The organism is Pseudonocardia sp. DSM 110487 (genome assembly GCF_019468565.1).
In the GTDB taxonomy this organism is placed as follows: Bacteria; Actinomycetota; Actinomycetes; order Mycobacteriales; family Pseudonocardiaceae; genus Pseudonocardia.
Genome location: NZ_CP080521.1, coordinates 8,758,533 through 8,773,124 on the forward strand (window position 1 = coordinate 8,758,533; position 14,592 = coordinate 8,773,124).

Annotated in this window: 12 protein-coding genes; 9 read left to right on the forward strand and 3 right to left on the reverse strand. The window is 73.3% G+C overall.

The window, feature by feature from the left end; all coding sequences use genetic code 11:
- The first annotated feature begins 89 nt into the window (after positions 1-89).
- Together K1T35_RS41030 and K1T35_RS41035 are read left to right on the forward strand one after the other, a co-directional pair.
- Complete coding sequence (locus K1T35_RS41030; RefSeq protein ID WP_220257065.1) at positions 90-1,115, forward strand: aldo/keto reductase; 1,026 nt, start codon at positions 90-92, stop codon at positions 1,113-1,115.
- A 227-nt stretch (positions 1,116-1,342) separates the two neighbouring features.
- Positions 1,343-4,087: a LuxR family transcriptional regulator gene (locus tag K1T35_RS41035; protein WP_220257066.1), complete on the forward strand. Its 2,745-nt coding sequence runs from the start codon at positions 1,343-1,345 to the stop codon at positions 4,085-4,087.
- A gap of 102 nt (positions 4,088-4,189) precedes the next feature.
- Here K1T35_RS41035 and K1T35_RS41040 read toward each other — a convergent pair whose 3' ends face one another.
- Complete coding sequence (locus tag K1T35_RS41040) at positions 4,190-5,041, reverse strand: alpha/beta fold hydrolase (protein WP_220257067.1); 852 nt, start codon at positions 5,039-5,041, stop codon at positions 4,190-4,192.
- Positions 5,042-5,100: 59 nt separating this feature from the next.
- The gene (locus tag K1T35_RS41045) at positions 5,101-5,754 is read right to left on the reverse strand and encodes a maleylpyruvate isomerase N-terminal domain-containing protein (RefSeq protein ID WP_220257068.1); all 654 of its coding nucleotides are present in this window, start codon (positions 5,752-5,754) and stop codon (positions 5,101-5,103) included.
- A gap of 127 nt (positions 5,755-5,881) precedes the next feature.
- Between K1T35_RS41045 and K1T35_RS41050 the strand changes: the two genes are divergently transcribed.
- The 7 genes from K1T35_RS41050 to K1T35_RS41080 all read left to right on the forward strand — a co-directional run bounded on the left by K1T35_RS41050 (position 5,882) and on the right by K1T35_RS41080 (position 13,691).
- Positions 5,882-6,301 carry a YciI family protein gene (locus K1T35_RS41050; protein WP_220257069.1) on the forward strand — a complete coding sequence of 140 codons (420 nt, stop codon included), beginning with the start codon at positions 5,882-5,884 and terminating at the stop codon, positions 6,299-6,301.
- Complete coding sequence (locus tag K1T35_RS41055; RefSeq protein ID WP_220257070.1) at positions 6,298-7,587, forward strand: RNA polymerase sigma factor; 1,290 nt, start codon at positions 6,298-6,300, stop codon at positions 7,585-7,587. Before K1T35_RS41050 ends, K1T35_RS41055 begins: the two co-directional genes overlap by 4 nt.
- A gap of 115 nt (positions 7,588-7,702) precedes the next feature.
- The gene (locus K1T35_RS41060; RefSeq protein ID WP_220257071.1) at positions 7,703-9,619 is read left to right on the forward strand and encodes a serine hydrolase; all 1,917 of its coding nucleotides are present in this window, start codon (positions 7,703-7,705) and stop codon (positions 9,617-9,619) included.
- A gap of 20 nt (positions 9,620-9,639) precedes the next feature.
- Positions 9,640-10,995, forward strand: a complete 1,356-nt coding sequence (locus tag K1T35_RS41065; protein WP_220257072.1) for a sensor histidine kinase — start codon at positions 9,640-9,642, stop codon at positions 10,993-10,995.
- Positions 10,992-11,651, forward strand: a complete 660-nt coding sequence (locus K1T35_RS41070; RefSeq protein WP_220257073.1) for a response regulator transcription factor — start codon at positions 10,992-10,994, stop codon at positions 11,649-11,651. Before K1T35_RS41065 ends, K1T35_RS41070 begins: the two co-directional genes overlap by 4 nt.
- A gap of 124 nt (positions 11,652-11,775) precedes the next feature.
- A complete protein-coding gene (locus K1T35_RS41075; protein WP_220257074.1) occupies positions 11,776-12,468 on the forward strand; it encodes a TetR/AcrR family transcriptional regulator in 693 nt (230 codons plus the stop codon).
- Positions 12,465-13,691, forward strand: coding sequence for a macrolide family glycosyltransferase (locus tag K1T35_RS41080; RefSeq protein ID WP_255621260.1), 1,227 nt, complete (start codon positions 12,465-12,467; stop codon positions 13,689-13,691). Before K1T35_RS41075 ends, K1T35_RS41080 begins: the two co-directional genes overlap by 4 nt.
- Here the strand turns inward: K1T35_RS41080 and K1T35_RS41085 are convergent.
- On the reverse strand, positions 13,663-14,538 hold the full coding sequence (locus tag K1T35_RS41085; protein WP_220257075.1) for a LysR family transcriptional regulator: 876 nt from the start codon (positions 14,536-14,538) through the stop codon (positions 13,663-13,665). The genes K1T35_RS41080 and K1T35_RS41085 overlap by 29 nt on opposite strands.
- Between the last annotated feature and the right edge of the window lie 54 nt (positions 14,539-14,592).

The following is a 14,592-nucleotide window of genomic DNA, read 5'->3' on the forward strand; positions in this document are numbered from 1 at the left end:
AGTCGGAGGGGCGTGACTTCCACCGACGCGAATCGGATGCCGCCGGCGCGAACCTCGCGGCAGGACGATCCCCTCACCAAGGAGCAGTCATGGATTACCGGCCGCTGGGCCGCACCGGCATCTCGGTCAGCGAGCTCTGCCTCGGCGCGATGATGTTCGGCGCTGCGGGCAACCCCGACCACGACGAGTCGATCCGGATCATCCACCGGGCGCTGGACGCCGGGATCAACTTCATCGACACGGCCGACATGTACTCGTTCGGCGAGTCGGAGGAGATCGTCGGCAAGGCGCTGACCGCCGGGCGGCGCGACGACGTCGTACTCGCCACCAAGGTCGGCCTGCCGTGGGACGACCGGCCCAACCACGGCGGCGCGTCCCGCCGCTGGATCATGCAGTCCGTCGAGAACTCCCTGCGGCGGCTGGGCACCGACTGGATCGACCTGTACCAGATCCACCGCCTCGACCCCACGACGGACATCGACGAGACGCTCGGCGCCCTCTCCGACCTCCAGTCACAGGGCAAGATCCGCGCGTTCGGCGCCTCCACGGTGCCCGCGTCCGAGATCGTCGAGGCCCAGTGGGTGGCGGAGCGGCGCGGCCGCGAGCGTTTCCGCACCGAGCAGCCGCCGTACAACCTCCTGACCCGCGAGATCGAGTGGGACGTCCTGCCCACCGCCCAGCGCTACGGCATGGGCGTGCTGACCTACAGCCCGCTGGCGATGGGCTGGCTCACCGGCCGCTACCGCGCCGGCGAGGAGGCGCCGGACACCGGCCGTTCGCAGATCTTCCCGGGTCGTTTCGACCCCACGCTGCCGGCCAACCGGCGCAAGCTCGACGCGGTCGAGGCACTCGCCGTGCTCGCCGAGGAGACCGGCCTGACCCTGATCGAGATGGCGATCGCGTTCGTGGTCCGCCACCCCGCTGTCACCTCCGCGATCATCGGCCCGCGCACCATGGAGCACCTCGAGTCCCAGCTCCCGGCGGCAGGCGTAGCGCTGTCCGCCGACGTGCTGGACCGCATCGACGAGATCGTCCCGCCCGGCGTCACCCTCAACCCGGAGGCGGACAACATGTCGTTCTCCGCTGCTCTGAAGCCCGCCAATCGGCGGCGCTGACGCTCACGGATACCGTCCGGACCGGACGGGTCGGCGGCGCACCCTGCGCCGCCGACCCGTCCTTCTGTTTCGCGCCGACACTCCACGAAGCACAAGGCGTCCTGATCGCCCTGTAGCTCGGCACCGGCTCGGGGACACGAGCCCGGCCGGTGCCGACGGTGACGGGCTGCTCCCGCCGTGATCACGATCTCCGCGGCCGGCGCTAGGCTTTCGCGTGGGAGGACCACGTGCTGCTCTTGGGCCGCAGCGCCGAGTGCGCCGCCGTCGACCAGTTGCTCGCGCGGGCCCGGAACGGCCGCAGCGGCGCGCTGGTCGTGCACGGCGAGGCGGGCATCGGCAAGACCGCGCTGCTTGAGCACGCCCGCGATGCCGCGTCCGGGTTCACGGTGCGGCAGGTGGCCGGAGTCGAGGCCGAGATGCCGTTCGCGTACGCGGCCCTGCACCAGCTGTGCGCGCCCCTCCTCGACCGGCTCACGCCGCTGCCCGGCCCGCAGCAGACCGCGCTTCTCGTGGCACTCGGGCAGATCAGCGGCGACCCCCCGGACCGGTTCCTGGTCGGGCTCGCCACCCTCGGCCTGCTCGCCGAAGCCGCCGCCGAGCAACCCCTGTTGTGCCTGATCGACGACGCCCAATGGCTGGACCCGGCCTCCGCGCAGACACTCGGATTCGTCGCGCGGCGCGTCGAGGCCGAGCGCCTGGCGCTGATCTTCGCCCGGCGCGACCCCGCACCCGGCGCCGGAAACACCGAGGCGTTCACGGGCTTGCCGCAGCTGCGCCCGAACCGGCTCGGCGACGCCGACGCGCGGACGCTGCTCGCCGAGGCGGTGCACGCCCCGCTCGACGAGCGGGTGCACACCCGGATCCTCGCCGAGGCCCGTGGCAACCCCCTCGCCCTCCGGGAACTGGCCCGCGGCCCCCGACCGGCGCGGACGGCCGCACTGGCTGCCGGCTTCGGGCTACCCGACGCGGTAACCGTCCCGGACCGGGTCGAGGAGAGCTTCCGGTACCGGTCCGAGAGCCTGCCCACCGCCACCCGGTTGCTGCTGCTGACCGCCGCCGCCGACCCGACCGGTGACACCGGGCTGCTGATGCTCGCCGCCGCCCACCTCGGCGTCGGCGCCGACGCCGCCGCACCCGCCGAGGAAGCCGGCCTGCTCGAGATCGACACCCAGGTCCGGTTCCCGCACCCGCTGGCCCGCTCCGCCGTCTACCGGGCCGCGGCACCACCCGACCGACGCCGTGTCCACCACGCGCTGGCCGCGGTGACCGACCCGCGGACCGACCCCGACCGCCGGGCCTGGCACCACGCGCAGAGCGTGCTCGGCACCGACGAGACGGCCGCCGTGGAACTGGAACGCTCGGCGGACCGGGCCCGGACTCGCGGCGGGGTCTCCTCGGCCGCCGCCTTCCTGGAACGGGCGGCCGCCCTCTCCCCCGAGCCGGCCGGCCGTGCCCGCCGGGCCCTGGCCGCCGCGTCCGCCAAGCACGAGGCAGGTGATCCCGTGGCCGCGTCTGACCTTCTGACGGTCGCGGCAACCGGCCCGCCGGACGCGTTGCACGCGGCACGGGTCGATCTGCTGCGCGCGCGGGTCGCGTTCCACGTCACGCGGGGGAACGACGCGCCGGGGATGCTGCTGGCGGCCGCCGCGGGGCTCGCCCCGCTCGACGCCGCGCTGTCCCGCGAGGCCTACCTCCAGGCGATCGAGGCGTCGATCATCGCCGGCGCCCGCACCTGCGGCCGCGGGATCCTCGAGGTGGCCGAGGCTGCCCGGACGGCACCCGCGCCACCGGCCCCGCCCCGGCCGGTGGACGTCCTGCTCGACGGCCTGGTGACCTACTACCTCCACGGGTACGAGGCAGGCGTGCCCGGCTTCCGGCGGACGCTGGAGACGTTTCTCGGCCTGCCGCAGGGCGCAGGCGACCTCCGCTGGCTGTGGCTGGGCTGCCACACCGCGATGGCGCTGTGGGACGACGCGGCGGGCGGGATCCTCGCCGGCCGCCACCTCCGGCTCGCCCGCGACGCTGGGGCGCTGGCCACGCTGCCGTTCGCGCTCACCTTCCACGCGACCCTGCTGGCGCACGCCGGCAAGCTCACCCGGGTCTCCGAGCTGATCGCGGAGACCGACGCGATCACGCGAGCGACCGGAGCCGCACCGCTGCCCTACGCCCGGCTCATGCTCGCGGCATGGCGTGGCAGGCGCGCCGAGGCCTCCACGCTCCACACGGCCGTGGTCCAGGACGCGAACGAGCGAGGCGAGGGCACCGCGATCACCGTCGCGGACTCCAACATGGCGGTCCTCCACAACGGCTTGGGCGGCTACGGCGCCGCGCTCGACGCCGCCCAGCGGGTGTGGGAGTCCGGAGAGCTGGTGCACAGCACCATGGCCCTGCCCGAGCTGATCGAGGCGGCCGTCCGCTCCGGTGCGCCGGAACGCGCCGCGGCCGCGCTGGCCGAGCTCAGCCCGCGGGCCCGCGCGTGCGGTACGCAGTGGGCGCTCGGTCTCGAGGCCCGTTCCCGTGCGCTGACCAGTGCCGGACCGGCTGCCGATGCGGGCTACCGCGAGGCGATCGAGCGCCTCGGCGACTGTCGGATGGCGGCTCACCTCGCCCGCGCCCACCTGGTCTACGGCGAGTGGCTGCGCCGCGAAGGCCGCCGCCGCGACGCTCGCGAACAACTCCGGATCGCCCATGACCAGCTCACGGCGATCGGCGCGGACGGGTTCGCCGCCCGCGCCGCGCGCGAGTTGCGCGCCATCGGTGACCAGCCGCGCGAACGGTCCGACCGGCCCGCGACCGGGCTCACCGAGCACGAGCTGCACATCGCCCGCCTGGTCGCCACCGGCGCCACCTCCAAGGAGATCGGCACCCAGCTGTTCCTCAGCCCGCGCACGATCGAGACCCACCTGCGCAACATCTTCCGCAAGCTCGGCATCAGTTCCCGCCGCGAATTGCGGACCATGCAGCTCTCCTGACCACGCCAACCCGTGCCGAGACCACCAGGTCAGCCGCGCAGCGCGGCCTTCCACCCCACCCAAGATCAGGACCAGGCGAGGGTCGATCTTGTTCGGTCCGGCCTACCGTGCGGTGTGCTCGAGCACCGCCGTGGCCACCTCCGCGTGTGCCCGGCGGGGGAGCTCCGCGCCGACGCCCTCGAGGACCAACAGGCGTGCGCCGGGGATCTCCTCGGCCAGCGCCTCCGCATTCCCCACCGGGAAGAACGGGTCGGCCTCCCCGTGCACCACCAGTGTCGGCGCGGTGACCTCCCGCAGCCGTTCGCGCCAGCGCGGCGTGCAGTCCAGCTTCGAGAACACCGTGCTCATCAGGCCGGCGCGCGCCGATGCCGGGTGCGGACCGGAGCGGTCGAGGACGCGGGCCGCGTGGGCGCGGGCCTCGGCGGGGTCGAACCGCGGTGAGCCGGACAGCACCCGGGCCGCGGCCACTGCACCGTCCAGGATCGACGTGCGGTCGGTCCAGTCGATCGGTGGGGCGCTGCCGAAGTGGGCCATGACCGCCGGGGAGTGCTCGGGCAAGTCGTGGTCGGCGGGACCCGGCGCGACCGGGCGGGTGCCGACCAGCACGAGCGAGGCGACCCGTGACGGGTGGTCCAGCGCCAGGAGCTGTGCGATGAAACCGCTGGTCGCGAGGCCCGCGACGTGGGCGCGGGCGATGCCGAGCCCGTCGAGCACGCCGACGGCGTCGGTGACGAGGTCGCGCAGCGTGTAGCCGGGCGAGTCGGGGTCCACGGTGGTCGATCGGCCGGCGTCCCGCAGGTCGTAGCGGATGACGAACCGGCCGGTGAGGCGCTCGACGAGCTCGTCGTCCCACGAGGCGACGGTGGTGCCGATCAGCAGCAGCGCGCTGTCGGCCGGCGAGCCGACGGTGTCGACGCACAGCTCGACGTCGCCGACCGGCAGAAGGGTCTCCATGCCGATGAGACCAGGCGAACCGGGCGAACTCATCGGGCCTCGTCCGAGGTTCACCACAATCAACCGAGGACGAACGGGAGCTTGGGGGCGAGGTCGCCGAGCTCGGCGACCTCCACGGCGCTCGGTGGGCGACGTCCAGTGCCGATCAGCAACGCGTCCTCGTCGGAGAACACCGCGGGGAACGGGGTGCCGGCGATCTTCTCCAGCAACGCGCGCGTCGCCGCGAGGGTCGCCACCGGCGGCTCGGCGGCCGACGGCAGGTGCGCGATCAGGTCGAGGTGGTGCAAGGTCCACTCGAGCACGTATGCGGACAGGTAGTCGCCGACGGTCAGCACCTCGCCCTGGGTGCTGACGCGGAGGGCGGGATCGGCGAGTTCGGCGGCGCGGCCGGCGGCGGAGCCGACGTCGTCGAGGTGGTGCCTCAGCAACCCCGGCTCGCCGTATGCGGCGGCCAGCCGCGGGATCAGCGCGTCGAGCGGGTCGTCGCCGGTCGGCGGATCGACGAGCTTCCAGTAGGTGACCGCGTCCACCGTTGGCCCGGTCTCGGCGGGCGTGACCAGGGTGATCAGAACGTCCTGGGCGTCGATGACCAGGTGGCACACCAGGTCGCGCACGAGCCAGCCGGTGCAGCCCGATGGTCGCTCGAAGTGCCCGTCGGGCACGTCGGCGACCGCAGCGCGCAACGCCGTCCACGAGCGTGTGAAGAGATCCACTGCCGCAAGCTATTGCGGGCGCGAGTGGCGAACAAGGGTCCGCGCGGCGGTGTCGATTCCGGCGCTTCCCGTTCGACCTCGGGGGTGAGAGGGTCCGGCCGGGGCCCGCCGACACCAGGGGATGACCATGAAGTACATGCTGATCATGCGTGCGACCGACGAGTCCTTCGCGGCGTACGCGGACGTGGACTTCGACGAGATCGTCGAGTCCATGGGCAGGTTCAACAACGACTTGGTCCAGGCCGGTGTACTGGTCGCCGCCGAGGGGCTCGCGGATGCCGCGGAGGGCGTTGTGATCGACTACTCGGCGGAGGTTCCCGTCGTCACGGACGGGCCGTACGGCGAGACGAAGGAGCTGTTCGGCGGCTTCTGGATCCTCGACGTCGCGTCCAAGGAGGAGGCCGTCGAGTGGGCGAAGCGGGCTCCGATGACCGGGCCCGGTGTGAAAGCCGAGATCCGCAGGGTGACGAGCATCGACGAGCTCCCGCAGGACAACGAGTGGATCCAGAAGGAGCGGGCCTGGCGGGAGGCCACGGGCCAGCTGTGAGCGACGCCGGAGGCGGGCGACGGGCCGTCGAGGCGGTCTGGCGGATCGAGTCCGCGCGGATCGTCGGCGCCCTCGCCCGCTACACCGGCGACTTCGCGCTCGCCGAGGACCTCGCCCAGGAGGCGCTCGCCGAAGCGCTCGTCACGTGGCCGGCCGACGGCGTCCCCCGCAACCCGGCGGGCTGGCTGCTCACCGTGGGGCGCCGCCGCGCGATCGACGGGTTCCGGCGCCGGTCGGCGCTCGACGACCGGTACGCCGCCCTCGCCCGGGAGCTGGGCGAGGGCAGCGACGCGGCGGACGCCGACGTCCTCTGGGACCCCGACCAGCTCGACGACGACGTGCTGGCGCTGGCCTTCATCGCCTGCCACCCGGTGGTGTCGCGGGAGGCCCGCGTGGCGCTGACGCTGCGCGTGATCGGCGGCCTGACGAGCGACGAGATCGCGCGCGCGTTCCTCGTGCCGACGGCCACCGTGCAGGCGCGGATCACCCGGGCCAAGAAGACCCTCGCGGCGGCCCGGGTGCCGTTCGAGGTACCGCCGCCGCGCGAGCGCCGCGAGCGGCTCGGCTCCGTGCTCAGCGTGGTGTACGTGATCTTCACCGAGGGTTCGACGGCGACGTCGGGCCCGGAGCTGATCCGCGGCGATCTCGCGCACGAGGCGGTCCGGATGGCGCGGATCCTCGCCCGCCTGATGCCGGCCGAGCCGGAGGTACTCGGCCTGCTCGCGCTGATGGAGCTGACCGCGGCGCGGTTCCCGGCCCGCACCGGCCCCGACGGCGAGCCGGTGCTGCTGGAGCAGCAGGACCGCGGGCGGTGGGACCGGGCCGCGATCCGGCGCGGCCGCGCCATGCTCGCCCGCGCCGGACACGTCGGGCGCGGGCTGGGCGCCTACGGGCTGCAGGCCGCCATCGCGGAGTGCCATGCCACAGCGCCGTCGGTCGCGGAGACGAACTGGGAGCGCATCGTCCTGTTGTACGACGCGCTCGGCCGCCTCGCGCCCTCCCCCGTCGTCGAGCTCAACCGCGCGGTCGCGATCTCGATGGCCGACGGGCCCGCGGCCGCGCTGCGCGTCGTCGACGGCCTCGCCGCCGACCCGGCGCTCGCCGGGTCCCACCTCCTGCCCAGCGTCCGCGGCGAGCTGCTCGGGCGCATGGGCCGCACCGAGGAGGCGCGCATCGAGCTGGCACGTGCTGCAGACCTGTGCGGCAACACACGCGAGCGGGAGCTGCTGGAGCGGAAGCGGGCGGCGTTGCAACCCGCGTCGAACCGCATCCTCCGAAGGTCGTAGGCACGACTGGGGGCCTGAGCAGGATGTGTGTACGGGCGCGCCCCGACAGGCTCGATGCATGACATCGATCCGCGCCCGGCTAGCGGCGCTAGCACTAGCCGCCGCCTGCGCCGTAGTGACACTGCTGAGCGGCTGCAGCGCCCCGGCGGCACCGACCCCCGCTCCGCCGATCCCCGCCCCGCGCGCTGCGGACCTGACCGGGCCGGACGTCGACGCGTGGCTGGACGGGCTGCTCCCGGCCGCCCTCCAACGGTCGGGCGTCGCGGGGGCGGCGGTCACCGTGGTGCACGACGGGCAGGTCCTCACCGCCCGCGGGTACGGGTACGCGGACACCGGCTCCGACGGGGGCGAACCACGTCCGGTCGATGTCGATCGGACGCTCTTCCGGGTCGGGTCGGTCTCGAAGGTCTTCGTCGCGACCGCCGTGTTGCAGCAGGTCGAGCAGGGGCGGATCGACCTCGACACCGACGTGCAGCGGTACCTGGACTTCCCCCTCCCCCGGACGTTCGACGGGCCCATCACGATGCGCCACCTCCTGACGCACACGGCCGGGTTCGAGGAGCGGATCAAGGGCGTTCTGACCTTCGGTGCTCCCCCGCCGGACCTGCGCGACACCGTCGCCGTGGACCCGCCGGAGCAGGTGTTCGAGCCGGGGACGGTCCCCTCGTACTCCAACTACGGCTACGCGCTCGCGGGCTACGTCGTGGAGCGCGTGAGCGGGATGCCGTTCACCTCCTACGTCGACCGCAACGTGGTCGACCGGGCAGGCATGACGTCGTCGAGCTTCGCGCAGCCGTTGCCGCTGCACCTCGCCGACCGCCTCTCCCGCGGCTACCCCACCAGCTCCGAGCCGGCCGGCCCCTTCGAGATGGTCGGTCCCGCTCCCGCCGGTGCCCTGTCGGCGACCGCGACCGACATGGGCCGGTTCATGCTCGCCCAGCTCGGCGAGCCCGGACGAGGGCCGGCCGTGCTCCGCCCCGACACCCTGGCGCTGATGAAGCAGCCCGCGCCCGACCCGGCCACCCTCGGCACGCTGGGCGCCGGCCCCCGCATGGCCCTCGGCCTGTTCGACGAGAGCCGGGGCGGCCACCGGATCGTCGGGCACGGCGGCGACACCGACTTCTTCCACTCGCACATGCAGCTCTACCCGGACGACCGGACCGGCGTCTTCGTCACGCTCAACAGCGCGGGCCGCGGTCCCACGGACACCCTCGAGCTGCGGGAGTCCGTGCTGAACGGGTTCGCCGACCGGTACTTCCCCGCCGCGGACGCCACGCAGCGACCTGCGACGTCGACTGCCGCGCGCCACGCCGCCATGGCCGAGGGCGCGTACGAGAGCGCGCGCCTGCCGTTCAGCAACTTCCTCACCGCGTTGGGTCTCGTGGGCCAGACGCACATCGCCGCGCGACCGGACGGGACGGTGCTCATCACGCCCGGTCCGCTGAGCCTGTACCCGGCCGCCTACCGGGAGGTCGAACCCTGGGTGTGGCAGGAGGTCGGCGGCCGGCGGATCGTCACGATGCGCGCGGGAGGGGACCGCGTCGAGGCCGTCGGCTTCGAGTCCGCCTTCACGCTCCTGCGCGCGGAACCCGCTCGCGACGCGGGCATCGTCCTGCCGCTGCTCATCGCTTCGGCGGCCGTCCTGCTCGTCGGCCTGCTGGTGTGGCCGGTCGGCGCGATGATCCGCCGCCGCTACCGCGTTCCGGCGCCCCCGACGCCGGCCCGCGCGGCACGCGTCCTGACCCGGATCGCCGCGGCCGCCGCCGTGCTCGCCCTCGCGGGCTGGACGGCGCTCGTGCTCACGATCGCCGGCCTGCAGGACGTGCCCGAGGCGTTCATCCGCGTCCTGCAGGGCGCCCAGTGGGTGGCGCTCGCCGGGGTGCTCCCCTCGGCCCTGCTCGTGGTCGCCTCCGTCCGGTACCGCGCGGGTCTGATCAGGACTCTCGGTAACGTGTCGCTGCTGCTGGCTCTGGTGGGGACCGCGTGGTTCGCGCAGGCCTTCGGCCTGCTCTCGCTCGACGTGTCCTACTGACGGCGGATCCCGGTGACCCGATGACCTCGCAGACCTGCAGCCCCACCGAGGCCGACGCGCCGTACGGCTGGCCGGACCGGCTGGCGGCATGGGCCGACGCCCAGCTCACGCGGATGGGCCTGATCAGCCGGTTCGGGCGCGACTGCGCGCTGGCAGTGGTGCTGTGCCTCGTCACGACCGGCCTCTTGCTGCTGCTGTTCGCCGACCCGGCGCAGACCCCGGGCCTGACGCTCGAGCCGTTCCAGGTGTCCGCGACGATCGTCCTGTCGGCGGTGCAGTCGCTCCTGCTGTGCGTCCGGCGTGTGCACCCCGTGCTGTGCCTGTGGCTCGTGGCGCTGCCGCAGGTGGCGATGTTCGCCGTGCTCCCGGCCGGAGCCGCCGTCCGCGGTCTCGCACCTGCGATCGCCGGCTACGGGTGTGGTGCGCTGTTGCCGGCCCGCCGGGCGGTCCGCGTCGTCGCCGCCGTCGCGCTGTTCGAGAGCGCCGGACTCGTGGTCGTGAGTTTCCTCCCCGGCCAGAGCGCGGCGCCGTCGGTGGCCGGCCAGCTCGTGTCGGGCGTGCTGACCTACGCCGCGTCCGCGCTCTTCGGCGCGTACATCGCCACCCGCCGGCAGAACGCCGGGCTCGAGCGGCTGCGCGCGGCGGAGGCGGTCGAGACGCAGCGGGCCAGGGCGGATGCGGCGATCGGGCTGGAGCGGTCCCGGATGGCGCGCGAGCTGCACGACATCGCCGCGCACCACCTGTCCGGCATGGTCGTGCAGGCGGCGGTGGTCGAGCGGCTGATCGACCGGGACCCGCAGGCGGCGAAGGAGGCAGCCGCGTGGATCCGCGCTCAGGGTCGGGAGACGCTGCACAACCTGCGCCTCGTCGTCGGCGTGCTCCGGGGGCCCGGGGGCGGGGAGCTGGACGACGAGGGGGCGCCGGTGCCCGGGCTGGGCGTCCTCGACCGCCTCGTGCGGACGGCTCGCGAGCTCGGTACACCCGTCGAGCTCGTGCGGGACGGTGAGCCGATGGAGGTGCCACCCATCGCGGACGTCACCTTCTACCGGGTCGTGCAGGAGGCGCTCGCGAACGTCCGGGAGCACGCCCCCGGCGCACCGGCGCGCATCGTCCTGCGCTACGGGACGGCCGACGTCTCGCTGGAGATCGAGAACGCGGCCCGGCCCGCGCCGGACCGGCCTCGCGTCAACCGGGGATTCGGGCTGGCCGGGATGCAGGAGCGGGCGCAGCTGATCGGGGCGGCGCTCGACGCCGGGCCGACCCCGTCGGGCGGGTGGCGGGTGTCGCTCCGCCTCCCCCTCGACGGGGAGACCACGTCGCCGCACGCGGGGGCCCATCGATCCGTTCCGCACCCGGGCACGAGACTGGCGCCGTGATCAGAGTTGTGCTCGCCGACGACCAGTCGGTGGTCCGGGCAGGTTTCCGGGTGATCCTGGAGCTCGCGGGTGACATCGAGGTCGTTGGTGAATGCGCCGACGGCCCGACGGCCGTGCGTCTCGCCCGCCGCCTCGCCCCCGACGTCGTCTGCATGGACGTGCGCATGCCCGGTGGCGACGGGCTTGCCGCCACCCGCGAGATCACCTCCGGTGACACGCACGCGCCCGCCGTGCTCGTCGTGACCACGTTCGACCTCGACGAGTACGTCTTCGGCGCCCTCGAAGCCGGGGCCAGCGGCTTCGTCCTGAAGGACACGGAGCCCGACGACCTCGTCGACGCGGTCAGGCGACTCGCGCGCGGGCAGGGTCTCGTCGACCAGGCCGTGACCCACCGCGTGATCGCCGAGTTCGCCCGGCGCCGTCCCGTGCGACCGGCCGCCGACGCGGCGCACCAACTCACGGCCCGCGAGATGGACATCGTGCGCCTGCTCGCCCAGGGCATGTCGAACGCCGAGATCGCGCGAGAACTCGTCATCGAGACGAGCACGGTGAAGTCCCACCTCGGCCGGGCGATGGCCAAGATCGGCGTCCGGGACCGCCTGCAGACCGTGGTGTGGGCCTACCAGAACGGGATGGTTCCGCAGCGCCCGGCATGATCGGCAACCACTTCACACATCCCGTGGCGACTTCACACAGCGCCCGCCTTGTGTGAAGTTCGCACTGGATGTGTGAAGTACCAACGGGGTGCGGGTGGCGACCTGGGAGTAGCCTCGTGACCAAATGAGAAATCTGGTCACGAGTCACGACCGCGGCGAGCGGATCCTGGACGCCGCTGCCGACCTCGTGCTGCGGTGGGGCTACAAGCGGGTCACCATCGAGGAGGTCGCCAAGCACGCCGGTATCGGCAAGGGCACGGTGTACCTGCACTTCAGGTCACGCATCTGGCTGTTCGTGTGCGTGCTGATGCGCGAGTCCCTCGACCTCGTCGACGAGCTGATCGCCGCGATCCGCCGGGAAGCCGCGGCGGTACTGATCGCCGAGCAGGTGCGCCTGACCTATCTCGAGGTTCAGCGGCGCCCGCTGCTACGGGCGATGTTCGCCCGTGACAGCGAGGTACTGGGCGAGCTGGCGCACGACTCGGACGCCGACCCCGTGCACGCCTGGAGGGCCGAGCTCGCCGCCGACGTCTTCCGGCTGCTCCGCGAGCACGGGCTGATGCGCACCGACCTGGACATCGCCATCCAGATGTACGTCGTGGGCGCGGTGCAGACCGGCTTCTACCTCCAGCAGCCTGCCCTCGGCTCCCCCGAGGAGACCGCGGCCGCGCTGCACCACACCGTCCACTCCGCGGTGGAGCCGCTGACGGCACCCGATCCGGACGCCCTCGCGGCCGTCGCTCCCGCGGTGCTCGCGCGGTACGAGCAGTTCCGCACCACTCTCGCGGCCGCAATCACCGAGAAAGGACCTGCATGAGTCGCATCGTCATGACCGGAATGCCGGCGGCCGGTCACGTCAATCCCAGCCTGCCGCTCGTGCACGAACTCGTGCGCCATGGAATCCAGGTCGTCTACTACTCGACCGAGCAGTTCCGGGGCGCGATCGAACGCACCGGCGCCCAGTTCAAGGCATATCCGCCGGGGACGATCACGGCGCACGACATCGCCGAGGCCACGCGCTCCGGCAGTGCGGTGCGCGTAGTTGTCAGGGGCCTAGCCTCCACGGAAATCCTGCTGCCGTTCCTGCAGGCCGAGCTGCGCGCCGACCCTCCCGACGCGGTAGCCCACGACTCGAACGCGATCTGGGGCCACATGGCCGCGAAGAGCCTCGGCCTACCCACGATCTCGTTCATGACCACCATGCTGGTGGGCACCGACGCATTCCGCAGCCAGACCGCCCGGGAATGGCTGCAGTTCCTGAAGGCCGCGGTCCGGGACATGCCCGCGGCCGTCGCGGCCCGGCAGCGGGTCGTGCGCCGATTCGGAAAGAACCTCTTCCCACCGCGCCCCGCATTCCCGACGCTCGGCGACGTCACGCTCTTCCCGATCCCACGGTGGCTGCAGCGGCCCGATTCCCGGATCGACGAGAGGTGCCACTACATCGGGGCCACGATCGATCCGGAGACCCGCGAGAGCGGGCTCGACGCCGAGCTGGCCGCCCACGTGGACGGCCCCGAACCGCTCGTCCTGGTGTCGCTCGGCACCCTCCACTCGGGCACCGATGACTTCTTCCGCACGTGCTTCGCCGTGCTCGCCGACCTGCCAGCGCGGGTCCTGCTCGCGGTCGGCTCCCACACCGATCCTGCCCGGCTCGGGCCGGCGCCGGCGAACACGCTGGTCCGAGCGTCCGTCCCCCAGCTCGAGGTGCTCCGGCGCACGGCCGTGTTCGTCACCCACGGCGGCATGAACAGCGCCCTGGAGGGGCTGGCGAACGGGGTTCCGCTCGTCGTCGTGCCCCAGCAGTTCGAGCAGCTGCTCATCGGCCGGTCCATCGCCGAACGCGGCGCCGGCGTCGTGCTGCGCCACAACCTGTCGAATCGTCCCGTCCCGCCTGCCGAGCTGCGCGCCGCCGTCGCGCGGACCCTCACCGACCCGTCCCGACGCGCGGCCGCCAAAGCGCTCGCCGACACGGTCGGCGAGGGCGGCGGGGCCCCCGCGGGCGTCCGGGCGATCAAGGAGCTGTTGGTCGCAACCGGTTGAGGAGATCCACGACCGGCGCGGATGGCCTGGGCGGATGCACGGCGTACACCTCACGCACCGGAGCGCTTCCGTGCAGATCCCGCACGACGACCGCGCGGCGCCCGGCCAGCATGGTCGCCGGCACGAGGGACACTCCGAGGCCCGCCTCGACGAGCGCGAGCGTCACCTCGTAGTCCCGCGTCTCGTAGGCCACGCGCAGCTGGCCGAGTGACTCCAGGCACACCCGGTTCGGGACGCCGGGCGCACCGGAGACCCAGTCCTCGTCGCCCAGGTCGGCGAGCGCGATCTCCGGGACGGTGGCCAGCCGATGGCCGCGTGGGAGCACCAGGCGCAGCGGGTCCCTGAGGAGGAGCCCGCGGCGCAGGCCGCGGACCGCGGGCAGCGAGACTCCCGGATAGCGGTGCGTGACGAGCAGGTCCAGCTCGCGTGCGGCGACCAGGCCGTACCCCTCGGGCGGTTCGATGTCCACCAGCGAGGTGCGGATCCCTGGCCGTCCCTCCTTCAGGGCCGCAAGCGCGCGTGGCAACAGCGTCCTGGCCGCGGTCGAGAACGCGCCGACCGCGATCCGCTGAGGCTCAGCACCCGCGGCCGCGCGCACGGCCTCCTCGGCGGCGCGGAGCTCGCCGAGAACCCGCTCACCGTGCTCCAGCAGGACCTGCCCCGGCCCGGTGAGCCGTGTGCCGGCCCGCCCGCGTTCGAGCAGCGGCACGCCGACCTCGCGCTCCAGCTTCGCGAGCTGCTGGGAGAGCGCCGACGGTGTGAACCCCATCCGCGCGGCCGCCGCCGCGATCGAGCCGGCATGGGCGACCTCGACGAACACGCGCACCCGCTCGGCGTCGAGTGCCATCAGCGTTCCTAATGGTCGTTGAGAAAGTCGTACTTCAGCTTAACGATATGTGGG